At 70.8% G+C, this 25,369-nt stretch carries 21 protein-coding genes; 15 read left to right on the forward strand and 6 right to left on the reverse strand.

Annotated elements, in window-relative coordinates; translation table 11 throughout:
- Positions 1 to 45: 45 nt before the first annotated feature.
- On the reverse strand, positions 46 to 2,574 hold the full coding sequence (glgP, locus tag OG570_RS02955; RefSeq protein ID WP_326946808.1) for an alpha-glucan family phosphorylase: 2,529 nt from the start codon (positions 2,572 to 2,574) through the stop codon (positions 46 to 48).
- Positions 2,575 to 2,707: 133 nt separating this feature from the next.
- Between glgP and OG570_RS02960 the strand changes: the two genes are divergently transcribed.
- On the forward strand, positions 2,708 to 4,141 hold the full coding sequence (locus OG570_RS02960; protein WP_326955498.1) for a neutral zinc metallopeptidase: 1,434 nt from the start codon (positions 2,708 to 2,710) through the stop codon (positions 4,139 to 4,141).
- Between the two features lie 356 nt (positions 4,142 to 4,497).
- Here OG570_RS02960 and OG570_RS02965 read toward each other — a convergent pair whose 3' ends face one another.
- Complete coding sequence (locus OG570_RS02965; RefSeq protein ID WP_326955499.1) at positions 4,498 to 5,478, reverse strand: tetratricopeptide repeat protein; 981 nt, start codon at positions 5,476 to 5,478, stop codon at positions 4,498 to 4,500.
- 91 nt (positions 5,479 to 5,569) lie between these two features.
- On the opposite strand from OG570_RS02965, the gene OG570_RS02970 reads away from it, so the two are divergent.
- Positions 5,570 to 5,977 (forward strand): hypothetical protein, encoded by a 408-nt coding sequence (locus OG570_RS02970; protein ID WP_326955500.1) that lies wholly within the window; start codon positions 5,570 to 5,572, stop codon positions 5,975 to 5,977.
- A gap of 43 nt (positions 5,978 to 6,020) precedes the next feature.
- Here OG570_RS02970 and OG570_RS02975 read toward each other — a convergent pair whose 3' ends face one another.
- On the reverse strand, positions 6,021 to 6,326 hold the full coding sequence (locus OG570_RS02975) for a thiamine-binding protein (RefSeq protein ID WP_326946804.1): 306 nt from the start codon (positions 6,324 to 6,326) through the stop codon (positions 6,021 to 6,023).
- 78 nt (positions 6,327 to 6,404) lie between these two features.
- On the opposite strand from OG570_RS02975, the gene OG570_RS02980 reads away from it, so the two are divergent.
- The gene (locus OG570_RS02980; protein WP_326955501.1) at positions 6,405 to 6,905 is read left to right on the forward strand and encodes a MarR family winged helix-turn-helix transcriptional regulator; all 501 of its coding nucleotides are present in this window, start codon (positions 6,405 to 6,407) and stop codon (positions 6,903 to 6,905) included.
- Between the two features lie 60 nt (positions 6,906 to 6,965).
- Here the strand turns inward: OG570_RS02980 and OG570_RS02985 are convergent, their stop codons facing one another.
- From OG570_RS02985 to OG570_RS02995, 3 genes are all read right to left on the reverse strand, one after another.
- Complete coding sequence (locus OG570_RS02985; protein ID WP_247061728.1) at positions 6,966 to 7,331, reverse strand: DUF3817 domain-containing protein; 366 nt, start codon at positions 7,329 to 7,331, stop codon at positions 6,966 to 6,968.
- Positions 7,332 to 7,558: 227 nt separating this feature from the next.
- The gene (locus OG570_RS02990; protein WP_326955502.1) at positions 7,559 to 9,946 is read right to left on the reverse strand and encodes a GH92 family glycosyl hydrolase; all 2,388 of its coding nucleotides are present in this window, start codon (positions 9,944 to 9,946) and stop codon (positions 7,559 to 7,561) included.
- Between the two features lie 89 nt (positions 9,947 to 10,035).
- A complete protein-coding gene (locus tag OG570_RS02995) occupies positions 10,036 to 13,266 on the reverse strand; it encodes a GH92 family glycosyl hydrolase (RefSeq protein ID WP_326955503.1) in 3,231 nt (1,076 codons plus the stop codon).
- A 305-nt stretch (positions 13,267 to 13,571) separates the two neighbouring features.
- Between OG570_RS02995 and OG570_RS03000 the strand changes: the two genes are divergently transcribed.
- From OG570_RS03000 to OG570_RS03055, 12 genes are all read left to right on the forward strand, one after another.
- Complete coding sequence (locus OG570_RS03000) at positions 13,572 to 14,555, forward strand: LacI family DNA-binding transcriptional regulator (protein ID WP_247064021.1); 984 nt, start codon at positions 13,572 to 13,574, stop codon at positions 14,553 to 14,555.
- Positions 14,552 to 15,589 carry a class I mannose-6-phosphate isomerase gene (locus OG570_RS03005; protein ID WP_326955504.1) on the forward strand — a complete coding sequence of 346 codons (1,038 nt, stop codon included), beginning with the start codon at positions 14,552 to 14,554 and terminating at the stop codon, positions 15,587 to 15,589. The genes OG570_RS03000 and OG570_RS03005 overlap by 4 nt, the downstream gene beginning before the upstream one ends.
- Positions 15,586 to 16,350, forward strand: coding sequence for an ATP-binding cassette domain-containing protein (locus OG570_RS03010; RefSeq protein WP_326946799.1), 765 nt, complete (start codon positions 15,586 to 15,588; stop codon positions 16,348 to 16,350). The genes OG570_RS03005 and OG570_RS03010 overlap by 4 nt, the downstream gene beginning before the upstream one ends.
- A complete protein-coding gene (locus OG570_RS03015; RefSeq protein WP_247061721.1) occupies positions 16,347 to 17,390 on the forward strand; it encodes an ABC transporter permease in 1,044 nt (347 codons plus the stop codon). The genes OG570_RS03010 and OG570_RS03015 overlap by 4 nt, the downstream gene beginning before the upstream one ends.
- A 50-nt stretch (positions 17,391 to 17,440) precedes the next feature.
- The gene (locus tag OG570_RS03020) at positions 17,441 to 18,439 is read left to right on the forward strand and encodes an ABC transporter substrate-binding protein (RefSeq protein WP_326946798.1); all 999 of its coding nucleotides are present in this window, start codon (positions 17,441 to 17,443) and stop codon (positions 18,437 to 18,439) included.
- A 195-nt stretch (positions 18,440 to 18,634) separates the two neighbouring features.
- Positions 18,635 to 19,327, forward strand: coding sequence for a hypothetical protein (locus tag OG570_RS03025; RefSeq protein ID WP_326946797.1), 693 nt, complete (start codon positions 18,635 to 18,637; stop codon positions 19,325 to 19,327).
- Between the two features lie 57 nt (positions 19,328 to 19,384).
- Positions 19,385 to 20,440, forward strand: coding sequence for a sensor histidine kinase (locus tag OG570_RS03030; protein WP_326946796.1), 1,056 nt, complete (start codon positions 19,385 to 19,387; stop codon positions 20,438 to 20,440).
- A complete protein-coding gene (locus OG570_RS03035) occupies positions 20,437 to 21,192 on the forward strand; it encodes a LytR/AlgR family response regulator transcription factor (protein WP_247061713.1) in 756 nt (251 codons plus the stop codon). Before OG570_RS03030 ends, OG570_RS03035 begins: the two co-directional genes overlap by 4 nt.
- Positions 21,189 to 21,536: a hypothetical protein gene (locus tag OG570_RS03040; protein WP_247061711.1), complete on the forward strand. Its 348-nt coding sequence runs from the start codon at positions 21,189 to 21,191 to the stop codon at positions 21,534 to 21,536. The genes OG570_RS03035 and OG570_RS03040 overlap by 4 nt, the downstream gene beginning before the upstream one ends.
- On the forward strand, positions 21,536 to 23,260 hold the full coding sequence (locus tag OG570_RS03045) for a sodium/solute symporter (protein ID WP_326955505.1): 1,725 nt from the start codon (positions 21,536 to 21,538) through the stop codon (positions 23,258 to 23,260). The genes OG570_RS03040 and OG570_RS03045 overlap by 1 nt, the downstream gene beginning before the upstream one ends.
- A 70-nt stretch (positions 23,261 to 23,330) precedes the next feature.
- Complete coding sequence (locus OG570_RS03050) at positions 23,331 to 23,693, forward strand: DUF485 domain-containing protein (protein WP_326955506.1); 363 nt, start codon at positions 23,331 to 23,333, stop codon at positions 23,691 to 23,693.
- Entirely contained in the window at positions 23,693 to 25,324 is a 1,632-nt protein-coding gene (locus OG570_RS03055) for a solute symporter family protein (RefSeq protein WP_326959846.1), read from the forward strand. The genes OG570_RS03050 and OG570_RS03055 overlap by 1 nt, the downstream gene beginning before the upstream one ends.
- Positions 25,325 to 25,369: the final 45 nt, after the last annotated feature.

Here is a 25,369-nt window from a genome sequence, read left to right on the forward strand (position 1 = left end):
CCTTACCGGCTCTTACGGCCGGGAAGGGGGCCTTCACGGCTTTGCTCAGGCCAGGATGACCCGGGCCAGCTCCGCCGGTGTCGCCAGCAGGCCGTGCTTCGGCAGCACTCGGACCGTGTAGCCGATCGCTCCCGGCTGGGGGAGTTTCAGCCGGGCCGCGAAGGCGCCGATGCCGTCGCCCTCCATCGGGACCGTGACCGGGTCGCGCAGCTCGTCGTCGTCGGCCACCCGGCCGACCACCGCCTGGATGTCCACTTCGGACGGTTGCAGGCCGGCCAGGTCGATGCGCGCGCGGATCGTCACCTCGGTGCCCACCACCAGCGGCTCGGTCGCCTCGACCTGCAGCTCCGAGTCGAAGATCTTCACCCGCGGCCACGACACCTCGATCTTGGTGCGGTAGTCCGCCAGCGACAGCGCGCCGCGGTAGCCGTCGCCGGTGGCCGCCGCGACCGTGCGAGACGCCGGGAGGTACCCGTGGTCGACGTACTCGCGGACCATCCGGGAGGCCTGCACCCGCGGGCCGAGCGTCTCCAGCGTGTGCCACACCATCGACAGCCAGCCGGTGGGCACGCCGTCGGCGGACCGGTCGTAGAACAACGGCGAGATCTGCTGGCCGAGCAGGTCGTAGAGGGCCGCGGCCTCGAGGTCGTCGCGGCGCAGCGGGTCGGCGACGCCGTCCGCGGTCGGGATCGCCCAGCCGTTGCTGCCGTCGTAGCTCTCGTCCCACCAGCCGTCGCGGATGGACAGGTTGAGCCCGCCGTTGAGCGCCGACTTCATCCCCGACGTCCCGCACGCCTCCAGCGGCCGCACCGGGTTGTTCAGCCAGACGTCGCAGCCGCGGTAGAGGTAGCGCGCCATCGACATGCCGTAGTCCGGCAGGAAGACGATCCGGTGCCGGACGTCCGCGCCGTCGACGAACCGGACGATCTGCTGGATCAGCTGCTTGCCGTTCTCGTCGGCCGGGTGCGACTTCCCGGCGACGACGACCTGGATCGGCCGGCGCTCGTCGAGCAGCAGCGTGCGCAGCCGGTCCGGGTCGCGCAGCATCAGCGTGAGCCGCTTGTACGTCGGGACGCGGCGGGCGAAGCCGACCGTCAGCACGTCCGGGTCGAACACCGAGTCCACCCAGCCCAGCTCCAGCGGCGACGCGCCGCGCTGCAGCCACGCCGCGCGCACCCGGCGTCGCACCTCGAACACGAGCTTCTCGCGCAGCTCGCGCCGCAGCGCCCACAGCTGGGCGTCCGAGACGCCTTCGCGCAGCGGCTTGTCACCGGAGTCGAGGCCCCACTCGCGGCCGAGCAGCGTGCTCAGCTCGCGCGCCACCCACGTCGGGCCGTGGACGCCGTTGGTCACCGACGAGATCGGCACCTCGTCGTGGTCGAACCCGGGCCACAGCCGGGAGAACATCTTGCGCGTGACGCGGCCGTGCAGCTGCGAGACGCCGTTCGCGCGCTGCGCCAGCCGCAGGCCCATGTGCGCCATGTTGAAGAGGCCAGGGTTGTCCTCGGCGCCGAGCGCGAGCACGCGCCGCGGGTCGATGTCGGGCACCAGCCGCCCGTCGGCGAAGTAGCGCTGCACCAGGTCCACCGGGAAGCGGTCGATGCCCGCGCTGACCGGGGTGTGCGTGGTGAACAGCGTCCCGGCGCGGACCGCCGGCATGGCCTCGTCGAACGCGAGGCCGTCGGCCTGCACGATCTCGCGGGCCCGCTCCAGCCCGAGGAATCCGGCGTGGCCTTCGTTGGTGTGGAACACCATCGGCTGCGGGTGGCCGGTGATCTCGCAGTACTTGCGGACGGCGCGGAAGCCGCCGATGCCGGCCAGGATCTCCTGCCGCAGCCGGTGGTCGGCGTCGCCGCCGTAGAGCCGGTCGGTGACGCCGCGCAGGTCGTCGTCGTTGGCCTCGGTGTCGGTGTCGAGCAGCAGCAGCGGCACCCGGCCGACGCGAGCCTGCCAGATCTGCGCGCACAGCTCGCGCCCGCCCGGCATCGCGACGCCGATCAGCACCGGACGTCCGCCCACCGTCAGCAGCTCGAGCGGGAACGCGTTGGGGTCGATGACCGGGTAGTGCTCGACCTGCCAGCCGTCGAGCGAGAGCGACTGCCGGAAGTAGCCGTTGCGGTAGAGCAGCCCGACGCCGACCATCGGCACGCCCAGGTCGGACGCGGCCTTGAGGTGGTCGCCGGCGAGCACGCCGAGGCCGCCGGAGTAGTTCGGCAGGGCCTCGGTGACGCCGAACTCCATCGAGAAGTAGGCGACGGCCGGCGGCAGGCCGGCGTCGTCGCGCTGCTGGTACCAGCGCGGCTCGGACAGGTAGTTCTCCAGGTCCGCGGCGGCGACGCGGGCGCGGGAGAGGAAGTCTTCGTCGACGGCGAGCTCGTCGAGGCGGGCCGGCGGCAGCGCGGTGAGCATCCGGAGCGGGTCGCGGACGGCGTCGAACAGCTCGGCGTCCATCGACGCGAACAGGTCGCGCGTCGGCGGGTGCCACGTCCAGCGCAGGTTGGTGGCCAGCGCGCCGAGGCCGGAAAGGGACTCCGGGAGGCTGGCGCGAACGGTGAACCGGCGGACTGCACGCATGGACAGCGACGATATCGGGCCGCCCCGCGCGCTGCTCGGGGAGTACTTCGGGGATTACGCGCACACGCCCCGTAAGCCCTGGGTATGGTCCTGCCCGTCGGGTACGGGCAGGCTGGGAGTGGAGCGAGTGAAGATGACCTCAGGGGGAGGACGGCGCGCGCTGGTCGCGTTGCTCGCGATCGCGGCGGTCGCCGTGAGCGGGTGCAACAGCAAGAGCGGCTCCGGGAGCGGGCCGGTCAAGGACACCGGCGCGGGCTCGGTCGCCGGGCTGCCGGTGACGCACTTCGAGAGCGGCCTCAAGTCCGGCGCGCCGACCCCGAGCCTCGACGTCCGCAACGCCGACGGCGGCGAGGACGACAAGCTCGCCACCGCCGCGATCGACGACGTCCAGACGTACTGGGGCGAGATGCTGCCCTCGGACTTCGGCGTCCAGTTCGAGCCGGTGAAGTCGCTGCTGTCCTACGACGCGAACACCGACACCGAGGAAACCGGCTGCGGCAGCGTCAAGAAGCTCGTGAACGCGTTCTACTGCCCGACCGACGACTCGGTGGCGTGGGACCGCGGCGTGCTGCTGCCGATGCTGCGCAAGCGGTTCGGCCCGATGTCGGTCGTCGTCGTGCTCGCGCACGAGTTCGGCCACGCCGTCCAGTACCGGCTCGGCGACAAGGCCGGGATCACCAAGAGCACCCCGACCGTGGTGAAGGAGCAGCAGGCCGACTGCTTCGCCGGCGGCTACTTCCGCTGGGTCGCCGAGGACAAGAGCAAGTACTACCAGGTGTCGACGTCCGAAGGCCTGAACCAGGTGATGGCGTCGATGTTCCTGATCCGCGACCAGGCGGGCACCAGTGCCGCCGACCGCGGCGCGCACGGCACCGCGTTCGACCGCACGTTCGCGTTCCAGGCCGGGTTCGAGAAGGGCCCGAAGGAGTGCGCGGCGATGAACACCGACAACGTCAAGGCCCGGCTCACCGAGCGCCCGTTCGACAAGGGCGACAAGGGCAAGGGCGACGCGAAGTTCAACGACCAGGCCGTCGAGCTGCTGAAGAAGAGCCTCGACGAGGCCTTCAAGGGCGCCGGCGTGGCCGCGCCGGAGATCAACGACGGCGGCAGCTGCAACACGACGGCGCCGGCGTCCTACTGCCCGGACGACAACTCCGTGAGCATCGACCTGGCGAAGCTGGCCGAGCTGGCCCAGCCGATCGACCGCGAGGCGGAGATGAAGGGCGAGGACCCGGGCGGCATGGGCGACTTCGCGGCGTTCTCCGAGGTCGCATCCCGGTACGCGCTGGGCATCCAGAAGGGCGTGGGAGCGTCGATCGACAACCCGAACGCGGGCCTGCGCACGTCGTGCCTGGTGGGAGCGTGGGCGGCGTTCACGAACCGCCCGGGCGACCTGCGGCTGTCGGCGGGTGACCTCGACGAGGCGATCGCGGACCTGCTGCAGCCGGAGAGCCTGGTCTCGGCGGACGTCAACGGCAAGCGCCCGGACAGCGGTTTCGACCGGGTCGAGTCGCTGCGTCGCGGATATCTCGAAGGCTCGTCGGTCTGCTCGAAGCAGTACGGCTGAGGTTCACCGGTTCGAAAGGCCCCCGCCGCGAGGTGGGGGCCTTTTCGTGTCCCGAGGGAGTCGGTGTCGGCGCGAACGGGCCACTCGCGCTCGTTGCGGTGCGAACGGCCCTTTCGCGCCCGTCGCGCGAGGGCACGAACGGTCCACTCGCGCCTCCGGCGGCACGAACGGGCCACTCACGCACCAACACGAACGGTCCTTTCGCGCGCCCTCTCTGCGACGGCCTGCTCGCGCCGGGCCACCACACGCGAAAGGCCCCCGCCGCGAGGTGGGGGCCTTTCACGTGCTCAAGCCGAACGCCGTGAGGGGCACCCTCAGGGACGTAAGAGCCATGAGGGTGCCCTTCAGGACACGGCTCAGAAGAGAGCGGAAGCCAGGTCGCGGCGGGCCTTCATGACCCGGTCGTCGGCCGGGTCGAAGAGGTCGAACAGCGCCACCAGGTGCTCGCGCGCCTTGTTGCGGTCGTCGCCCGCGGTGCGGCGGACCACGTCGATCAGGCGCTTGAAGCTCGCCTCGACGTCGTTCTCCGCGATGTCCAGGTCGGCCGCCGCGAGCTGGGCGTCCAGGTCCGCCGGGTCGGCGTCGGCCTTCGTGCGGGCGTCCGGGTCCGCGGCCTCCGCCCGGGCCGTGAACTTGACCTGGGCCAGCGCGTTCTTCGCCAGCTCGTTGGCCGGTTCGACGTCGAGGATGCGCTCGTAGGCGGCCTGCGCGGCGGCGAAGTCGCCCCGCTCGAAGGCCTCCTCCGCCTCGGTGAAGCGCGGGTCCTCCGGCTCCTCGACCGGGCCGCCGCCGTTGGCCTCCGCCTCGCGGATCGCCGGCAGCTTGTCGCGCAGGGCGTCGAGCAGCGCGTTGATCCACTTGCGGATCTCGGGCTCGGGCAGCGCGCCGGAGAACGCGTCGACCGGCTGGCCGCCGCCGATGGCGACGATCGTCGGGATCGACTGCGCGCCGAACAGCTGCGCGATCCGCGGGTTGGCGTCGACGTCGACCTTCGCGACGATCCAGGCGCCGCCGGACTCGCCGGCCAGCCGCTCCAGCACCGGGGACAGCTGCTTGCACGGGCCGCACCACTCGGCCCACAGGTCGACGATCACCAGCTGGTGCAGGGACCGCTCCACGACGTCGGTCTGGAACGTCGCCTCGGTGACATCGATCACGGCCCCGGACGACGGGGCCGGCGGGGGTGCGTCACCCTCCGGGCCGGGGCCGCTCGCGGGCGGGGCCGGCGGCCGGCGCGCCGTTTCGGCACGGGCCTTGAGCGCGGACAGGTCGACCGCGCCGGACAGGGCGGCGGACAGGGCCGCTGACTTCGCTGCAGATCCGCGTGGTTGTGTCACGGTTCCATCCTGGCACGCGCGCCGGAGTGTTTCACCGGGTGCCCGGCACGTCCGCTTGGCAGGACGGCGTGGCTGGGGCAGGCTCGGCCGCGTGCACATCCGGCGGGACGTCAAAGTGGGGCTTTCGATCGCCGCCGCCGTCCTCTGGATCGGCGCGGTGACGCTGCTGATCGTGCACGAACCGGACCCGGGCGCGGCCACCCCCGCCGAGCTGCGCGACCGCCTGGCCACCGCGCTTGCCGCCCACGATTCGGACGCCCTCGCCGGCCTGCTCGACTACCCCGGCTCCGGCGCGGACGACTTCGCCAAGGACTACGTCGAGGTGCTGGCCGGCAACGGCGTCCACAGCGTCACGGTCCGCCTGGCCCCGGACGAGCGGGCCCCGACCCGCGCCACGGTCGACGGCGTCCTCGCCGACGGCCGCCCGTTCAGCTACCCGCTGACGGTGACGACCGACGACGGCCGCTGGACCGTCGCCTTCACCCCGCCGCTCCCGTAAGCCCGTCGTGAGTGTTTAGGGCGGTTCTAACCGCCCTAACCACTCACGAGCTGTCGCGGAGGTGGGCTTCGATCCGGTCCACCTTGGCCTCGAGCTGGTCGGCGAAGCCGGGGCGGATGTCGGCCTTCAGGACGAGCCCGACGCGGGCCGAGCCCGCCCCCGCGGCCTCGACCGCGCGCTTGACGACGTCCATCACCTCGTCCCACTCGCCCTCGACGTTGGTGAACATGGCGTTGGTCGAGTTGGGCAGCCCGGACTCCCGGACCACCTTCACCGCGCGGGCGACGGCCTCGCTGACTCCGCCGTCCGGCTCCCCGCCGGACGGGCTGACACTGAACGCGACGATCATGCTCGGAAGTCCCTTCTTCGGTGCTCTTTCCGCCGGTCGGGCGACACGCGCCGGTACCCGCTGGTAACTTCGCGTGTCATGAACCGTCCGCTGCCGTTCGACCCGATCGCCCGCGCGGCACAGCTTTGGGAGGCCCGGATCGGGCCCTCCGGCACCATGGCCGCGGTCACCGGCGTGATGCGGGTCCAGCAGATCATCCAGTCCGCGGTGAACGGCGCGCTCAAGCCGCACGGCCTGACCTTCGCCCGGTACGAAGCGCTGGTGCTGCTCACCTTCGCCCGCAGCGCCAGCCTGCCGATGCGGGTGATGGGCGAGCGGCTCCAGCTGCACCCCACCAGTGTCACCAACATAGTCGACCGGCTGGAGCGCGACGGGCTCGTGAAGCGCGTCGCGCACCCGACCGACCGCCGCACGACGCTGGTGGAGATCACCGCCGAGGGCCGCAAGCGCCGCGAGACCGCGACCGCGGCGGTCACCGAGATCGACTTCGGGCTCAACGGGCTGACCGAACGCCAGACCGAGCAGCTGACCGACCTGCTGACGAAGGTGCGCCGCGCGACCGGGGACTTCACCGAGTAGCCGCCCGTACACAAAGAAAGGCCCGCGTCCGAAGACGCGGGCCTTTCTCACGTACTGGGATCAAGCGGCGACGGGCTCGCGCACCTGGAACAGGCCGACACCGCCGTGGGTCAGCCGCTGCGGGCCGTCGAGCTTGCCGTTGCGCAGCGCCCACTTCTCGAACAGCCAGGTGAACAGCGGCGGGATGCTCGCGAGCAGCGCGAGGACCAGGGTCTTGGGGCGCCAGCCGAGCGGCTTCGCCACGGACAGGGAGACGACCACGTACAGGACGAAGATCACGCCGTGCACCATGCCGATGACAGGCACGCCGCCCTCACCGGAGGAGTGCACGACGTACTTGAGGAACATCCCGACAAGCAGCGCGGCCCAGGAAAGGGCTTCGGCGACTGCGGCCACGCGGAACACTAGAGCGGCCTTGCTGGACACTGCTTCCTCCTGTGGGGTCTCACCACTTTGGTCCTGACACACGAAAAACGCCCGACACACCGTCCAAGGCGGACTGCCCCGGACGTCAACGGCGTTGTCGGACGTGCTGGTACCCAGTGTGAGGCGTGACGGCGCTCACCGGAACACCGGGGCCCGTGACCCTGCTCACGAACGTGGCCCGGACCCCTGTCCATTGTGGTCCGGACCACGTTCGCGAGCGGCGCTATCTAGTCAGAACACGGGGAAATCGGTGCTGAGGACGGCGAAGTCCCCCACGTCGCCTTCGCGGCGTCGGTGGTCAGGCCGAAGTCCAGCGTCGTGCCGCTCTTCAGCTGCTCGAGACCGACGTACACCTTGTCGGACCGCTTCGAGCCGACCTCGAGGCCCGAGACGTACTGCAGCTTCGAGCCGTCCGCGCCGGGCGCCTTGATCGTGACGTCGCGGCCGTTCCGCAGGTGCAGCACGGACCGCTCGAACCGCGGCGCGTTGAGCACGAAGTTCCCAGTCCCTGGGACGGCGGGGTAGAGCCCGAGCGCGCTGAAGACGTACCAGGCCGACATGGTGCCGAGGTCGTCGTTGCCGGTGACGCCGTTGGGCGCGTTCGTGAACAGCGTGTGCGCGGCCCGCACGACCCCGGACGTCTTCGCCGGCTGCCCGGTGAGCGCGTACATCCACGGCGAGTGCAGGTCGGGCTCGTTGTTCGGGTTGTAGCGGAACTGGTCGTAGTAGTCGTACGGCCCGACGACCCAGTTCTCGCGGACCGCCGCCGCCGGGTCCTTCACCAGCTCGTCGTAGGCGAAGAAGTCGTCCAGCCGCTTCCCGGTCGCCGCCGGGCCGCCCATCCGCTGGACCAGGCCGGGGACGTCCTGCTGGACCAGCCACTGGTACTGCCAGGCCGTGCCCTCGTGGAAGCCGTCCTGGCTCTGCGGGCTGTACGGCCCGGTGGCGGGGGTGAACCAGTCGCCGCCCGCGACCTTCGGCCGGAAGAAGCCGGTGAAGCCGCGGTCGGTCTGCGACGCGTCCCAGAGCGTCCGGTAGGTCCGGGCCTGCTCCGACAGCGCCGCGGCGTCGGACTTCTTCCCGAGCGCCGCCGCCATGACCGACAGCGAGCAGTCGCCGAGCGCGTACTCGAGGGTGGCCGACGCGCCGTGGTTCGGGTCGGTGTCCTGCCCCTTCTTGGGGAAGTTCGGGTCGTACTGGACGAACCCGTCCTGCTGGTAGCTCGCGTTGCCCGAGCGGCCCTGGAACGGCGACGACGCGGGCGGGATCTGCGTCGAGTTCTGCAGCAACGCCTGGTAGGCGCGCATTTCGTTGCCCGACAGCGCGCCGAACCGCCAAAGGTCCACCAGGAACGGCGTGACCGGGTCACCGGTCATCGTGTTCGTCTCCTGGCTGGCGTACGCCCACCGCGGCAGCCAGCCGCCCTGGTCGTGGATGGCGAGGATGCTCTTCGCGATGTCCTTCGCGCGGTCAGGCCGCAGCAGCGCCAGGAGCTGGTTCTGCGTGCGGTAGGTGTCCCACAGGGAGAAGAAGTCGTAGTACGTCCAGCCGATCGCGCGGTGGACCTTCTTGTCGAAGCCGTAGTAGCGGCCGTCCGCGTCGTTGGCGGTCAGCGGCTGCAGCAGTGTGTGGTAGAGCGAGGTGTAGAACACCGTCCGGTCGTCGGGCGTGCCGCCCTTGATGTCCACACTGGACAGTTCCCGCCGCCAGGTGCGCTGCGCGTCGGCCTTAGCCGCGTCGAACGACCGGATGTGCTCGGCCGCCAGGTTGACCCGCGCGCCCTGCGCGTCCACCTGGGAGATCGCGGTGGTCGCGGTGACCTGGCCGCCACCGCCGAAGGTCAGCCACGCGCCGCGCAGGCCCGCGCCGCCACTCGACTCGCGCGAACCGGGCGTGCCGCCGGTCGGCGACCACGTGCCCGAGGACTTGAACGGCTTGTCGAACTTCGTCGTGAAGTACGTCGTGTAGGACTTGCCGCCGCAGAACGCCTGCGACTCGACCGTGCCTTCGACGGTCCGGTCGTCCACGACCCGGATGCTGCTGCCGGTCACCGGCTCCTTGTCGTTGGCCTGCCCGACGTTGACGAAGACGTTGGCGTCACCCGGTTTCGTGAAGGTGTACCGCTCGACGCCGGCGCGGGTCGCCGCCGTCGTCTCGACGTCGACGCCGCCGTAGCCGGTCAGGTGGACCTTGTAGTAGCCGGGCTTGCCGACCTCGCCGTCGTGGGTGAACGGCGCCGCGTACTTCGTCTGGTCGAAGGTCGCGGCCTTCGTCGTGTCGAACGCCTTGCCCGGCCCGATCTCGCCGGTCGTGGGCAGCGTCGAGACGAGGCCGCCCTGCTCCCAGCAACCCGCGCCGGACAGGAAGAAGTGGCCGAAGCCGCGGATCGCGGTGTCGGTGTAGCGGTAGCCGGCGTAGTGCGAGGTGATGGGGCTGACCTGCGTCATCCCGAACGGCGCCGACGCGCCGGGGAACGTGTTGCCCTCGTCCTGCGTGCCGATGAACGTGTTGACGGCGTCGAGGGCGTCCCCGCCGGAGGCCGAAGCGACGGCGGGACTCACCCCCGTCGCCACGACGGCGAGCGTCAACGCGCCCGCCAGGACCTTGCTCCTCATCGAGCTTCCTCCCTGAAACGACGAAAAGCCGTGAAGGCCTCCTTCCCGGCCATAAGAGCCGGTAAGGAGGCCTTCACGGACCACAACTGCTAACCGACGGCGATGGCGAAGACGTGCAGCACGCCGCCGCTGACGTTCGACGGCAGCGTCACGCTGGCCACCGTCTTGCCCGCGTCGAGGGTGATCGGGTTCGTGCCGAACACCATCGTGCGGATCTGCTGCGGGTCAGTGCCCGAAGCGTTGCGGTACGGCGTCGACAGCACGATCCGGTTGCCGAACGACGGCTGCGCGCCGCCACCGCCGAGCGTCCAGTCGGACGTCCCGATCGTGGCGGTCGACTTGCTGCCATCGGTGTAGGTGATGGTCAGCGTGCCCTGCGCGTTGCCGTTCGACCCGGCGCCGAGCAGCGCGAGCCGGGTGCCCGTGCCGGTGACGTTGACCGTCTGGCCGTTCGCGACCGCGTTGTCGGGGTCGCCGACCGGGAACGACGGCCAGGTGAACTTGATGCCGTCACTGGTCACCGTGCCCCCCGGGGTGGCGCCGGCCGCGGCCAGCGCGTCGGCCGAGTAGCTCCAGCCGCCGCCGTCGAAGTTGGCCGCCGACGAGTCGGAGTCCGGCGAGATGCCCGCGTTGTCGACCGTGGCCAGCCAGCTGTTCGGCTGGGCGACCAGCACCGTGAGCACCGCTTGCGTCGAAGCCACACCCGGTGCCGAGAACGTCACCGGGATGCGACGCGCACCGTCGGCCAGCCCCGCCGGCACCGAAACCGTCAGGTCGGCGTGCGCCTTGCCGCCCGCCGGGACGGCGATGCTGCCCGTCGCCGGCGTCAGCGTGATCCCGTCGACGCTGCCCGCGGTGTAGGTCCAGGTCCGGGCCGTGCCGGAGAGGTCCTGGACGCCGACCGACGCCTTCGACGTCGAGCCCGCCGGCGTCACCGCGCGCGACGGGTCCACAAAGGACAGGCTCGGCTTCTCCTGCTCGCGGAACGACGGCGGCGCGTCGGCCGCGGCGCTGCCCCACGAGGTGGCCGTGGCGGAGCGGGTGTAGTCGAGCGTGCCACCGCTGGAGATGAGCGCCTCCGGCAGCCACGCCTTCGACGACGCGCCGCCGTTGACCTTCAGGCTGCCCACGTAGTCGCCGGTGCCCGGCGCGTTGACGGTGATCTTCTTGCCCGCGCCGGTGGTGAGCACGGCGTGCTCGAAGCGCGGGGTGACGAGCAGCGTCTCGGCGCGGCCCGGGATCTCCGGGTAGATGCCGAGCGCGGACCAGACGTACCAGGCCGACATCTGGCCGAGGTCGTCGTTGCCGATCAGGCCCTCGGGACGCGGGTTGTACAGCTCGTCCATCGAGCGGTGCACGATCGCCTGGGTCTTGGCCGGGGCGCCGGTGTAGGAGTAGACGTACGGCGCGTTGGAGTTCGGCTCGTTGCCCATGAAGGCGTACGGCTCCTGCGTGCCCGCGTTCAGCTTCGTGAAGAAGGTGTCCAACCGGGACTGCGTCGCCGCCGGGCCGCCGAACGCCGTCACGACGCCGCCGAGGTCGTAGGGCACCATCCACTCGTACTGCGCGCCGTTGCCCTCGACCCAGCCCTGCGAGCTGGCGGGGTCGTAGGTGCCGGCGAACGAGCCGTCCGCGTTGCGCGGCTGCAGGTGACCGGTGCCCGGGTTGTAGAGGTTCTGCCAGTTCTGCGCGCGCTTCATGAACGTCGTGTACGTCGCGCTGTCCCCGAGCCGCTTCGCGAACTCGGCGATGGAGAAGTCGGCGCTGGTGTACTCGAGCGTGTCCGCGCCGGCGCCCGGCACGTAACCGAGCTTCTGGTAGTCGTCGAGGCCCGGCCGCTCGGTGTAACCCTGCGTCGGCTGGGTGGCGCCCTTGATCATGAGCAGCAACGCCTTCTGGGCGTCGAAGTCACGCGCGCCGAACGCGTACGCGCTGGACACGATGATGTGGTACGGGTCGCCGTTCATCACGCCGGTGTAGTCGTTGGCCACCGTCCAGCGGTCCCACGACCCGCCCTGCTCGGCGTAGGCCATCATCGACCGGACGATGTCCGAGGTCTCCTTCGGGTCGATCGTCGCCAGGAGGGGGGCCTCCGAGCGGTAGATGTCCCAGCCGGAGAAGTTCGTGTACATCGCGTGGCCCTTGTCGGCCTTGTGGATCCGCCCGTCGAAGCCCGGGTACTGGCCGTCCACGTCGGAGAAGACGTTCGGCTGGATCAGCGAGTGGTACAGCGAGGTGTAGAACGTCGTCAGGTCGGCGTCGGAACCGCCGGTGACGGCGATCTTGCCGAGCTGGTCGTTCCACGCCTTGCGCGCGGACGCGGCCACGGTGTCGAACGACTTCTTCGTGTTCTCGGCCTTGAGGTTGGCCTTCGCGCCGTCGACGGACACAAAGGACAGTCCGACCTGGACGTTCACCTGCGCGCCGTTGAGGTTGGCGAAGGTGACGTACCCGCCGCTGCCCGGGCCGCTGACGGTGGTGTCCTGCTGCTTGGCCTTGGCCGGACGCGCGATCGAGGCGCCGACGCCGTTGGGCTGCGCGACCTTCGCCTTGGCACCACCGGTTTCGGCGGACTTGCCCGGCGTCACGGCGCCGTTCTTCCAGGTGCCGATCGACTCGAACGGCGTGTCGAACTTGGCCGAGAAGTAGACGCGGTAGCTGTTCTGCGCGCCGCAGAACCGGCCGCTCGTGGCCCAGCCGCTGATGGTGTCCTTGCCGAGGGTGATCGACGCGTCGTCGGTGCCGTTGACCGAGCCGGACGTGTTCACCAGCAGCGTCGAGGACGCGCCGGCCGGGTAGGTCAGCCGCGCCGAGCCGGTGCGCTGGGTCGCGCTCAGCTCGACCTTCGCGCCGCTGTCGAGGGTGACGTCGTAGGCGCCCGCCGTCGCGTGTTCGTTGGCGTGCGAGAACTTCGACGTGTAGTGCGCGGGGTCGGTCGCCGGGGACGTCGAGACCTCGCCGACGAACGGGATGAACGGGATGTCCTGGTAGGTCGAGCAGCCCGCGCCCGAAAGGTGCGTCAGGCTGAAGCCGTTCAGCGCGTTGTCGTCGTAGAAGTACCCGCCGGGCTGGGACTTCACCGTGTCCGGGCTCCACTGGACCATGCCGAACGGCGCGACCGCGCCCGGGAACGTGTTGCCGGCACCGCCACCGGTGCCGTGGTCCTCGCCGCCGGGCCGGGTGCCGACGAACGGGTTGACCCACTTCGCGAAATCAGTCGCCTGAGCCGCGGCAACGGGCATCGCGGGGGCCACCGCGGCCACTACTGCCAAGCTCAGGAAGGTTAAACCGGCTCTCCAGCGCGCTCGCGCCATCGCCATCGCCTCTCCACCACATCAGCGCGACCAGAGGGTGAATGACAACCTTGTCGCGCGCTCGGTCGAACCGGGCCACCTTGGGCAGCGGCTCACGAGACAGTCAAGGGTGCTGTCAACACCTGTCCACTTCCGGACAAGCTGATCAGCCGTCTGACCTACAACTTCCGTAGTCGAATCGGCACAATCCGCGCCCAAGGCGTTGACAAGCACCGGGACCTTGGCGTTCAATCCCGTGCACTATGACAACGTTGTCTCCACCCGGCCGGGACCGGGACGGCAGCACGCGCACCGCGAGCCGCCGGGCCACGATGAGCGATGTGGCCAGGCTGGCGGGCGTGTCCATCAAGACCGTCTCGCGCGTGGTCAACGACGAACCGGCGGTGCACCCGGACACCGCCGAGCGGGTCATGGCGGCCATCGAGCAGCTGGGTTTCCGGCGCAACCTCGGCGCGCGCAACCTGCGCCGCGGGTCGACCACCGGGACCATCGGGCTGATCGTCGAGGACGTCGGCAACCCCTTCTACTCCGAGCTGAACCGCGCGGTGGAACGCATCGCGACGTCGTTCGGCCGGCAGGTGCTCACCGGCTCGTCCGAGGAGAACTCCGACCGCGAGCGCGAGCTCGTGCTGGAGTTCTGCGCGCGGCGGGTGGACGGCATCCTCGTCGTCCCGGCCGGCCTGCAGCACGGCTACCTGGTGCCGGAGATGCGCGCGGGCACGCCCGTGGTGTTCATCGACCGCCCGGCGGGCGACATCGTCGCCGACACCGTGCTCGTCGACAACCTCGGCGGCACCATCGAAGCCGTCACGCACCTGGCGAAACACGGCCACCGGCGGATCGCGTTCCTCGGCGACAGCCCGGACATCTTCACCGCGGCCGAGCGCCTGCGCGGGTTCCGCGAGGGCTGCGTGCGCAACGGCATCTCCTACGACGAGTCGCTGGTCTCCATGCGCACGCCGACCCAGGAGGGCGTCGGCGACGCCGTCAAGCGGCTGCTGCACGGGCCCGACGCCGCCACCGCGGTGATCGCGGGCAACAACCGGGTCGCCGTCCACCTGCTGCGGGCCCTGGCCCACGCCGAGTACCGCCCGGCGATGGTCGGCTTCGACGACTTCGAGCTGGCGGACCTGCTCGACCCGCCCGTCACCGTGATCGCGCACGACGTCAGCGCACTGGGCCACGCCGCGGCCGAGCTGCTCTTCGCCCGTGTCCAAGGAGATCAGTCCCCGCCGAGAAAGGTCGTCCTGCCCGTGCATCTCGTCGCCCGTGGTTCCGGTGAGGTCGCCCCGTGACCCTCGAACCGATCCGGCTTCCGGCCAACCAGCCGCCGCAGTTCTACCGCGGGGGCGACGCCATCGCGGCGTTGCGCGGCGCCTCGCCCGACAAGAAGTTCGGCCCGGAGGACTGGGTCGCCTCGGTCAGCACCATGTTCGGCCAGGAGACCAACGGCCTGACCCGGCTCCCGAACGGCGCCTGGCTGCGCGACGCCGTCGAGGCCGACGCCCCGGCGTGGCTCGGCGCCAAGCACGTCGAGGCGCTCGGGACGTCGACCGGGCTGCTGGTCAAGCTGCTCGACGCGGGCCAGCGGCTGCCGGTGCACTTCCACCCGTCCGACGCGTTCGCGAAGCAGCACTTCGACTCGCACTTCGGCAAGACCGAGGCGTGGATCGTGGTCGGCACCTACGGCGACGACCCGCGCGTCTACCCCGGCTTCAAGGAGACGCTCACCAAGGACACCGTGTCCGAGTGGACGCGGGAGCAGGACGTGCCGTCGATGCTGGGGGCGCTGAACAGCGTCCCGGTGACCGCGGGCGACACCGTCTACATCCCCTCCGGCCTGCCGCACGCGATCGGCGAAGGCGTGTTCGTCGTCGAGCTGCAGCAGCCGACGGACTTCTCGCTGACCATCGAGTGGCGTGACTTCCTCGCTTCGCCGGAGAAGGGCCACCTCGGCCTCGGCTTCGACACCGCGATCCAGGCGCTGGACACGTCCGGCTGGGACGCCGAGCGCCTCGAGACCATCATCAAGCGGACCGCGGGCGACACCGCGGCCACCGTCGATCTGCTGGCCGCCGGATCGGAGCGGTTCTTCCAAGCGGAACAGCTTCGCACGACCGAAGTGACAACGTTGTCACTCGACCCGTCGTTCGCGGTGCTGGTCGTCCTCGACGGCGCGGGCACCCTGCGCACCGAGCACGGCGGCGAGCACGCGCTGGCGAAGGGCGACACCTACGTGGTCCCGTTCGACGCGGGCCAGACCGAGCTGGCCGGCACCGCGACGGTGATCCGCTGCCGCCCGCCGGCCCTCGAAGGGCGGACCGGATGAGCGAAATCCTGCTGGACGCGGTCGACCTGACCAAGCACTACGGGTCGGTCGAGGCGCTGCGCGGGGCGTCGTTCCAGGCCCGCGCGGGCGAGGTGACGGCGCTGATCGGCGACAACGGCGCCGGCAAGTCCACCCTGGTCAAGTGCCTCTCCGGCGCGGAGCAGCCGACGTCGGGGAAGATCCTCCTGGACGGCGCGGAGGCGCACTTCGACTCCCCCACGACGGCCCGGCGCCTCGGCATCGAGACCGTCTACCAGGACCTGGCCGTCGCTCCCGAGCTGGATCCGGCCGCGAACCTGTTCCTGGGCCGGGAAATCCACCGCAAGGGGATCCTCGGCAAGCTCGGCATGCTGGACAAGGCCGAGATGCGCCGCCGGGCGATCGAGGAGTTCCAGCGGCTCGGCGTGACGCTGCAGAGCACCGACGTCCCGATCGGCTCGCTGTCCGGCGGGCAGCGCCAGAGCGTCGCGGTGGCGCGGTCGGTCGTCTGGGCGTCGAAGGTCGTGTTCATGGACGAGCCGACGGCCGCGCTGGGTGTCGTGCAGCGCGAGCGCGTGCTCGACGTCATCAAGAAGGTGCGCGACAAGGGCATCGCCGTCGTGCTGATCAGCCACAACATGCCCGAGGTGCTGTCGGTCGCCGACCGCGTCGAGGTGCTCCGGCTCGGCAAGCGGGTGGCCCGGTTCACCGGGTCCGACACCAAGCTGGAAGACCTCGTCGCCGCGATGACCGGCGCCCTCGTGCAGGAGGAGGCGGCGTGAGCGCCCCGGCCCCGGAAATCCAGTCCACTGTGGAGGAAGGCTTCGGCAAGCGCCCCTTGGGGAAGCGCCTCGTCGGTGCCAACACCTTCTGGATCGCGCTGGTGCTGGTGGCGCTGATCATCGTGTTCAGCGTGCTCGCGCCGGACGCGTTCCCGACGGTGTACAACTTCCAGCTGCTGCTCATCGAGACGGCCGTGCTGCTGGTGCTCTCGGTCGGCATGACGTTCGTGATCATCACCTCGGGCATCGACCTGTCGGTGGGCTCGGTGCTCATCTTCGCGGGCATGGTCGGCGGCAAGACGATGGAAGCCATGTCCGGCGGTGACGCCGGCGGCGCGGGCTGGGGCGTGATCGTCGTCGGGCTGGTCGTCGCCATCCTGGCCGGGACGGTGTGGGGCCTGGTCAACGGCTTCCTCATCGCGGTCGCGGGCATCCCGCCGCTGATCGTCACCCTCGGCACGATGGGCGCGGCGCTCGGCGCGTCCCTGCTCATCAACAACGGCAGCGACGTGCGCACGGTCCCGGTGGTGCTCAACAAGCAGCTCGGCTACGGCACGTCGTTCGGCGTCGTGCCGAACCTGGTACTGATCGCCGTGGTGATCACGCTGATCGGCGCGTGGCTGCTGCACACCACGAAGTTCGGCCGCTACACCTTCGCCATCGGCTCCAACGCCGAAGGCGCGCGCCGCGCCGGCATCGGCGTCACCGCGCACCTGATGAAGGTCTACACGCTGACCGGCGTGCTGGCCGGGCTCGCCGGGTTCCTGTCGCTGGCCTACTACAACTCGACCACCATCACCGGGCACACCAGCGACAACCTCAACGCCATCGCGGCGACGGTGATGGGCGGGACGAGCCTCTTCGGCGGCGTCGGCTCAGTGCTCGGCACCGTGATCGGCGTGTTCATCCCCGCGGTCCTGAAGAAGGGCTTCAACATCACCGGCGTCCCGGACTTCTGGCAGATGATCGCGGTCGGCGCCGTGCTGATCGCGGCCGTCTGGTTCGACCAGCGCCGCCGCCGCCAGCGCAACTCCCGCTGACCCCGCTCCCGAGACTCCCGAGTTCCCCCGAGTACAAAGAGGTGCTTCCGATGAACTTGACCAAGACGCTCGTCGCGGCCGGGGCGCTGGCGTCCGCCGCCGCGCTGCTCACCGCGTGCGGCTCCGGCACGGTGGGCGACACCGGCGGCGGCAGCAGCCAGGCCAACTCGGCCAACGCCAAGAAGCTGGCGCTGATCCCAGGCGTGCAGGCCGAGCCGTTCTACATCTCGCTGCAGTGCGGCGCGCAGGCCGAGGCCAAGAAGCTCGGCTACGAGCTGACCACGCAGGCGCCCCAGAAGTTCGACGCGCCCCTGCAGACCCAGCTCGTCAACGCGCTCGGTGCGAACCCGCCGGCCGCGCTGCTGATCGCGCCGACCGACGACACGGCGATGCTCGCGCCGATCCAGCAGGTCAAGGCACGCGGCACGAAGATCGTCGAGGTCGACACCTCGCTCAAGGACACCAGCGTGGCGGAGTCGTCCGTCTCGTCGGACAACGCCGCGGGCGGCAAGCTCGCCGCGCAGACCATGGTCAAGCTGGCCGCCGGCAAGAGCGGTTCGGTGCTGGTGCTCGACACGATCGCCGGGACGTCGACGACGGCCGCGCGCGTCAAGGGCTTCGAAGAGGAGCTGAAGAACACGCCGGCCCTGAAGTCCATCGGCGTCCAGTTCACCCAGAACGAGCCCGACCAGGCCGCGTCCAAGGTGACGGCCGCGCTGGCCGCCAACCCGGACCTGATCGGCGTCTTCGCGACCAACCTCAACACCGGTGAAGGCGCGGCGACCGGCCTCCGCAACTCCGGCAAGGTCGGCGCGGTCAACCTGATCGGCTTCGACGCCAGCCCGTCCGAGGTCGAGGGCCTCAAGAGCGGCCAGTACCAGGCCCTGATCGCCCAGGACCCGGCGTCGATCGGCACGCAGGGGGTCGACCAGGCCGTCGCGGCGCTCGAGGGCAAGCCGGTGACGCGGAACCTGACCGCGCAGCTGCACTCGATCACCAAGGACGACATGGACGCCAACTCTCAGTACTTCTACAAGCAGAGCTGCTGATCCCTTCCGGTCCGTCAGAGGCCCCGTGAGAGGTGTGCGCACCACTCACAGGGCCTCTGAGCTGGGCTTTCCCTCCCTGCCGGTCACCGTGGTGGGGGAACCGTTCACCGCATGACCCATTCCCCCGGACGGCCGACTTCCGTCACACTGGCTGCACATGCATCAGCACATGCATGTGTCGCCGGGAGGGGTGCGATGAACTACGAACGGCCGGCTGTGCACCGGACGATCTTCGCGGTGGACGTGGAGGGGTACGGCGACCCGCGCCGGACCACACCGCACCGCCTGGCGCTGCGCGAGGGCCTCTACCGGGCGCTGCGCCGGGCCTTCGACGACGCCGGTGTCCCGTGGGCGGGCTGCCGGACCGAGGACTGCGGCGACGGCGTCTTCGTCCTGGCCCCGCCGGAGATCCCCAAGGGGCCGTTCGTCGAGTACCTGCCGAACGCGCTCGCCGTGGCGCTGCACCGCCACAACCGCACGCACCACGCCGAGGCGCGGATCCGGCTCCGGATGGCGCTGCACGCGGGCGAGGTCGCTTACGACGACAACGGCGTCACGGCGCCGGCGATCAACCACTCGTTCCGGCTCCTGGAGGCTCCCCCGCTGAAGAAGGCCCTCAGGACGTCGCGGGGCGTGCTCGCGCTGATCACGTCGGCCTGGTTCTACGAGGAGGTCGTCCGGCACAGCGACGACCTCGACCCGACGACGTTCCGGCCGGTGCGGGTGGCGGTGAAGGAGACGCGCACGACGGGCTGGATCTCGCTGCCGGACCGGCCCTTCCCGAGCCGACTGGCCGAGGTGCCGGCCCCCGCGAGCGGCGAATACAGCACGTGGCGCCGCTTCCGGCGGCACGCCAAGGTGCTCGCCGACCAGGACGAGAGCCTCTAGCCGACGGACGGCACCGTAGGATCTACTGCCCTGGACACCGTCGCCGAGGGGAGCCCGATGACCGCGCTGCACCTGCGGGCGGCGTCCCGTGCCGATCCGCTGCCGGTGCTCGCCGCGGCCCGCCGGATCACCGACGACCTGCGCGACGGCCTCTCCGGCACCCGCGCCCGCCGCGCCGCGCACGGCCTGCGGCGGCTGTTCGGCTTCCCCGGCGTCGGCCTCACCGACCTGTCCGGCGTGCTGCTCTGGTCGGGCCGTCCCGGGCCGGACGACGTCGTCGCGACGGTGCTGGACGGCGTCCTGCACAGCGAGGAACCGGGCTCCGCCGACGACGTCCTCGTGCTGCCGCTGCACGCCCACGACGAGCTCGCCGGGGCGCTGCTGGTCGTCGGCGACGTCCGGGACTCCGTCGCCGGCCAGGCCGCGGACCTCGTCATCCGGGCGCTGGAACGCGGCCGGCTCGAAGCGTCCGCGGAACAGGCCGCGCAGGCCGAGCTGCGCGCGCTGCGGGCCGAGATGTCGCCGCACTTCGTCTACAACGCGCTCACCGTCATCGCGTCGCTGGTGCGCTCGGATCCCGATCGTGCGCGGGACCTCATGCTCGACTTCGCCGACTACACGCGCTACAGCCTGGCCCGGCACGGCGAGTACACCGTCGTCGCCGAGGAGTTCCGCGCGATCGAGACGTACCTGGCGCTGCAGCGGGCGGTGCTGGGCGAGCGGCTGCGCGTCCAGGTGCGGGTGGCGCCGGAGATCCTCGCCGTCGCCGTCCCGTACCTCGTGTTGGAACCGTTGGTGGAGAACGCGATCCGGCACGGCATCGAGCCGCGTCCCGAGGCCGGGCTGGTCCAGGTGCACGGCCAGGCGGAAGGGAACGACTGCGTGATCTTCGTCGAGGACGACGGGGTCGGCATGGATCCGAAGCGGGCCGCGGACCTGCTCGCCGGGCGCGTCGGCGAGGACGACCCGGCCGGTCTTGGATTGGCCAATGTGGACAGACGGCTGCGGGACGTCTACGGCGCCTGGTACGGCCTCACCGTGGAAACCGAGGTCGGGGCGGGCACCCGGGTGATCGTCCGGGTGCCGCTGTTCCAGCCGGGGGTGCTGCCGTGACGGGCCTGCGAGTGCTCGCCGTCGACGACCTGCCGCCCGCGTTGGACGAACTCTGCCGGATGCTGCGCGAAGCGCCCGAAGTCGGCGAAGTCGTCGGCGCGAGTGACGCGCTGAAGGCGTTGAAGCTGCTTCAGGCCGACCGGTTCGACGCGGTGTTCCTCGACATCTCGATGCCCGGGCTCGACGGGCTCGAACTGGCGTCGCTGCTGGCGAAGCTGAGCGAGCCGCCGGTGATCGTGTTCGTCACGGCGCACGACGGCCACGCCGTCACCGCGTACGGCATCGGCGCGGTCGACTACCTGCTCAAGCCGGTCCGGGCCGAACGCCTGGCCGCCGCGCTGGCGAAGGTCGGCCGGATGGCGACGCCGTCTTCGCGCTCGACGCCGGACGCGATGGCCGCGCTGCCGGTCGAGTCCGGCGGCCGCACCCGCTACGTCCGCCGCGACGACGTCCTGTTCGTCGAGGCGCACGGCGACTACGTCCGGCTGCACACGCGCGGCGGCGTGCACCTGGTGCGGATGCCGATCTCGCGGCTCGAGGAGTACTGGGAGGGCACCGGGTTCAGCCGGGTGCACCGCGGGTTCCTGCTCGCCGTCGGCGCGGTGCTGGAGCTGCGCAGCGACAGCGCGGGCGGGCTGCTCGCGCACACCGAGGCGGGCGACGTCCCGGTCAGCCGGCGCCACGCCCGCGACCTGCGGGACAGGCTGCTCGAAGCCGCCCAGCGCGGCCGGCTCGGGCCGGGCGCGCGATGAGCAGGATCCGGCGGGTGGCCGTGACCAGCCCGCAGACGCGCCTCGCCCACGCCCGACGTCGCTCACGCGGCCGCTGGCGCGTCCCGCGCCTGCCACCGGCGGAGACCCAGCGCGCCACGGCGCTGTACCGCGCGCAACGCCGGCACGGCCTGCCCGCGCTGGTGCTGATGTTCGCGTTGCTGCTGGGCCTGCCGGGCGTGTTCGCGATCTTCCCCGGCCTCGACTCGGTGCGGCTGCTGGGGATCCCGCTGTCCTGGCTGATGATCGCGGTCCTGCCGTACCCGTCGATGGCGCTGCTGGCACGCTGGCAGCTGCGTCGCGCCGAGCGCATCGAGGACGAGTAGTGGGCGTCGCGCTCGCCGTCGCGCCGGTCGTGCTCATGACGCTGCTGATCGGCGTCCGCGGGGTCGCCGCGATGCGCACGACGTCGGACTTCCTGGTGGCGTCCCGGCGGATCTCGCCGCTGGTCAACTCGGCCGCGGTGTCGGGTGAGTACCTGTCGGCGGCGTCGTTCCTCGGCGTCGCCGGGCTCGTCGTCAAGGACGGCATCGGCGCGCTCTGGTACCCGGTCGGCTTCACCGCCGGCTACATCGCGATGCTCGTGCTGGTCGCCGCGCCGATGCGGCGCTCGGGCGCGCTGACCGTGCCCGACTTCGCCGAAGCCCGGCTCAACTCCCCCGCCCTGCGCCGTCTCGCCGCGGTGGTGGTGCTGGTGATCGGCACGATCTACGTCGTCCCGCAGTTCCGCACCGCGGGTCTCGTGCTGACGGCGGTGGGCGGGACGCCGTACTGGGTCGGCGTCGTGCTGGCCGGCGCCGCGGTCAGCGTCACGCTCGCTTTGGGCGGGATGCGCGCGGCGACGTACGTCCAGGCGTTCCAGTTCGTGCTCAAGCTGCTGCTGTTCCTGATCCCGGCGATCTGGCTGGTGCTGCAGGCGGGCGCGGTGAACCGGGCCGACGCGCTGAACCCCGTCGAGTTCACCCACTTCACCCGCGAGACGCCGGTGAAGTTCGAAGTCGACGTCACCATGGTGATCCGCGAACCGACCGCCGTCGAGCGCAACGGCGTCGCGGAAACCTTGCCGCCAGGGGAGTTCACCGCGCACAGCCAGGACGTCGTCGTGTTCGGCGAAGGCACGGCGGTGCCCGCGGTCCGCGGCGGCGCGCCGCTGGGCGGCCCGGACTGGCGGCGTCCGCTGCTCGACCTCGGCGACCAGGGCTACCCGCTGCTGGGCACGTGGTCCGTGCTCATCGCGACCATGCTCGGCACGATGGGCCTGCCGCACGTGCTCATGCGCTTCCACACCAGCCCGGACGGCCGCGCCGCGCGCCGCACCGCCGCGATCACCGTGGCCCTGCTGGGGATCTTCTACCTCTTCCCCGGCATCTACGGCGTCCTCGGCCGCGTCCTGGTCCCCGGCCTGTACCTCTCCGGCGCGACCGACACCGTCGTCGTCGCCCTGCCGTACCAAGTGGACAGTGGCTGGGCCGGCGGGTTCTTCACGGCGTTGCTGACCGCGGGCGCGTTCGCCGCGTTCCTGGCGACGTCGCTCGGGCTGCTGCTGGTGATGTCCGGGGCGCTCGCCCACGACCTGGTGCCCGGCGGGCTGCGCCGGCTGCGGTTCGCCGTGTTCGGCGTCGCCGGCGTGATGGTGCTGCTGGCCCTGCGCTCGGCCGAGCTGGACGCCGGGGTGCTCGTCACGTGGGGCTTCACCGTCGCCGCGTCGACGTTCTGCCCGCTGCTCGTGCTCGGCATCTGGTGGCCGCGGCTGACCGCGGCGGGCGGCATCGCCGGCGTGCTGACCGGGCTGCTCGCGTCGTCCGGTTCGATCCTGTTCGCCCTCGCCGGCCCGCAGCTGCACGGCTGGGTGGCGATCCTGGTGCAGCAACCGGCACCCTGGTCGGTACCGCTGGCGTTCGGCGTAATGGCGTTGGTCTCCCTGCGCGGCCGGCCCCCGCTCTGGGCGACGTCGGCGATGCTCCGCCTGCACCTGGACGAACCCCGTTCGGCCAGGCCGCGCGACCGTTCGTCAACCGTTCGTCGTCTCGCGAGGCTGTTGAGCCGCTGATTCTTCACGCGGCCCTTACTCCTCCCTACGGTGACGCGGACCACATTTCGCAATGCCGCAAGGGAGCAGCATGAGCACGACGGAACCCGGCGGACCCCCGGACACGGCCGACGCCATCTGGGAACGCGCGCACGAAAGCACCGAGTTCCGGGAGCTGCGCAGCCGCCTGCGCCGGTTCGTCTTCCCGATGGCGGCGTTGTTCCTGCTCTGGTACCTGCTCTACGTCCTGCTCGCCGACTACGCGCACGGCTTCATGAGCACGAAGGTCTTCGGCAACGTCAACATCGGCCTGATCTTCGGTCTCCTGCAGTTCGTCTCGACGTTCGTGATCACCGGGCTCTACGTCCGCTACGCGAACCGCCGTCTCGACCCGATCGCGGAGAAGATCCGCGAGGACATCGAAGCCGACAGCACGAAGGGGGAGCAGGCGTGATCACCACCATCGCCGCGGGAGTCGAAGGCAGCAACCCGCTCCTCAACATCAGCATCTTCGGTGTGTTCGTGATCATCACGCTGGTGATCGTGTTCCGGGCCAGCCGCAACAGCAAGACGGCGTCGGACTACTACGCCGCCGGCCGCGCGTTCACCGGCCCGCAGAACGGCATCGCGATCTCGGGCGACTACCTGTCCGCGGCGTCGTTCCTCGGCATCGCGGGCGCGATCGCCATCTACGGCTACGACGGCTTCCTCTACTCCATCGGCTTCCTCGTGGCCTGGCTGGTCGCGCTGCTGCTGGTCGCGGAACTGCTGCGCAACACCGGCAAGTTCACGATGGGCGACGTCCTGGCGTTCCGGATGAAGCAGCGGCCGGTCCGGGCGGCGGCCGCGACGTCGACGATGGTCGTGTCGTTCTTCTACCTGCTGGCCCAGATGGCCGGCGCGGGCGGCCTGGTCGCGCTGCTGCTGGGCATCGAGGGCAAGACCGGCCAGTCGCTGGTCATCGTCATCGTCGGCGTGATCATGATCGCCTACGTGCTCATCGGCGGCATGAAGGGCACCACCTGGGTGCAGATCATCAAGGCCGCGCTGCTGATCGTCGGTGCGCTCGTGATGACGCTGTGGGTGCTCGGGAAGTACGGCTTCAACTTCTCGTCGCTGCTGCAAGGCGCCGTCGACAAGGCGGGCAAGACGGGTGAAGCGCTGCTCGGCCCGGGCAAGCAGTACGGCGCCACCGGAACGTCCAAACTGGACTTCTTCTCCCTCGGCATCGCGCTGGTGCTGGGCACCGCGGGCCTGCCGCACGTGCTGATGCGCTTCTACACCGTGCCGACCGCCCGCGACGCGCGTCGCTCGGTGGTCTGGGCGATCGTGCTGATCGGCGTGTTCTACCTGTTCACGCTGGTGCTGGGCTACGGCGCGGGTGCGCTGGTCGGCCCGGACAAGATCAAGGCCGCCCCCGGCGGCGCGAACTCGGCGGCACCGCTGCTCGCGCTCGAACTGGGCGGGCCGGTCCTGCTGGGCCTGATCGCGGCGGTCGCGTTCGCCACGATCCTCGCCGTGGTCGCGGGCCTGACGATCACGGCGTCGGCGTCGTTCGCTCACGACGTCTACGCCAGCGTCATCAAGAAGGGCAAGGCGACGCCGGGTTCGGAGGTGAAGGTCGCCCGGATCACCGCACTGGTGATCGGCGCGGTCGCGATCCTCGGCGGCATCCTGGCCAACGGGCAGAACGTGGCGTTCCTGGTCGCGCTGGCGTTCGCGGTGGCGGCGTCGGCGAACCTGCCGACGATCCTCTACTCGCTGTTCTGGAAGCGGTTCAACACCCAGGGCGCGCTGTGGTCGATCTACGGCGGCCTGGCCATCACGATCGTGCTGATCGTGTTCTCGCCCGCGGTCTCGGGCAAGCCGATCGACCCGAAGACGCACAAGAGCGCGTCGATGCTCCAGGGCGTCGACTTCCACTGGTTCCCGCTCGACAACCCGGGCCTCGTCTCGATCCCGATCGCGTTCTTCCTCGGCTGGCTCGGCACGGTCCTGTCGAAGGAGCACAACGCGAAGAAGTACGCCGAGATGGAGGTCCGCTCCCTCACCGGCGCGGGCGCCGAGAAGGCCGTCTCCCACTAGCGGCCCGCCCGACACCGAAGGCCGCCGCGAGGGTGTTCCCGATCC

Origin of the sequence: Amycolatopsis sp. NBC_01286 (assembly GCF_035982555.1) — a bacterium.
Classification (GTDB): domain Bacteria; phylum Actinomycetota; class Actinomycetes; order Mycobacteriales; family Pseudonocardiaceae; genus Amycolatopsis.

What these genes read in the sequence shown, in the direction of transcription:
- glgP (WP_326946808.1), bottom strand. Translation starts at nt 2,574, where the DNA reads ATGCGTGCAGTCCGCCGGTTCACCGTTCGCGCCAGCCTCCCGGAGTCC.
- OG570_RS02960 (WP_326955498.1), top strand. Translation starts at nt 2,708, where the DNA reads ATGACCTCAGGGGGAGGACGGCGCGCGCTGGTCGCGTTGCTCGCGATC.
- OG570_RS02975 (WP_326946804.1), bottom strand. Translation starts at nt 6,326, where the DNA reads ATGATCGTCGCGTTCAGTGTCAGCCCGTCCGGCGGGGAGCCGGACGGC.
- OG570_RS02980 (WP_326955501.1), top strand. Translation starts at nt 6,405, where the DNA reads ATGAACCGTCCGCTGCCGTTCGACCCGATCGCCCGCGCGGCACAGCTT.
- OG570_RS02990 (WP_326955502.1), bottom strand. Translation starts at nt 9,946, where the DNA reads ATGAGGAGCAAGGTCCTGGCGGGCGCGTTGACGCTCGCCGTCGTGGCG.
- OG570_RS02995 (WP_326955503.1), bottom strand. Translation starts at nt 13,266, where the DNA reads ATGGCGATGGCGCGAGCGCGCTGGAGAGCCGGTTTAACCTTCCTGAGC.
- OG570_RS03000 (WP_247064021.1), top strand. Translation starts at nt 13,572, where the DNA reads ATGAGCGATGTGGCCAGGCTGGCGGGCGTGTCCATCAAGACCGTCTCG.
- OG570_RS03010 (WP_326946799.1), top strand. Translation starts at nt 15,586, where the DNA reads ATGAGCGAAATCCTGCTGGACGCGGTCGACCTGACCAAGCACTACGGG.
- OG570_RS03020 (WP_326946798.1), top strand. Translation starts at nt 17,441, where the DNA reads ATGAACTTGACCAAGACGCTCGTCGCGGCCGGGGCGCTGGCGTCCGCC.
- OG570_RS03025 (WP_326946797.1), top strand. Translation starts at nt 18,635, where the DNA reads ATGAACTACGAACGGCCGGCTGTGCACCGGACGATCTTCGCGGTGGAC.
- OG570_RS03030 (WP_326946796.1), top strand. Translation starts at nt 19,385, where the DNA reads ATGACCGCGCTGCACCTGCGGGCGGCGTCCCGTGCCGATCCGCTGCCG.
- OG570_RS03040 (WP_247061711.1), top strand. Translation starts at nt 21,189, where the DNA reads ATGAGCAGGATCCGGCGGGTGGCCGTGACCAGCCCGCAGACGCGCCTC.
- OG570_RS03050 (WP_326955506.1), top strand. Translation starts at nt 23,331, where the DNA reads ATGAGCACGACGGAACCCGGCGGACCCCCGGACACGGCCGACGCCATC.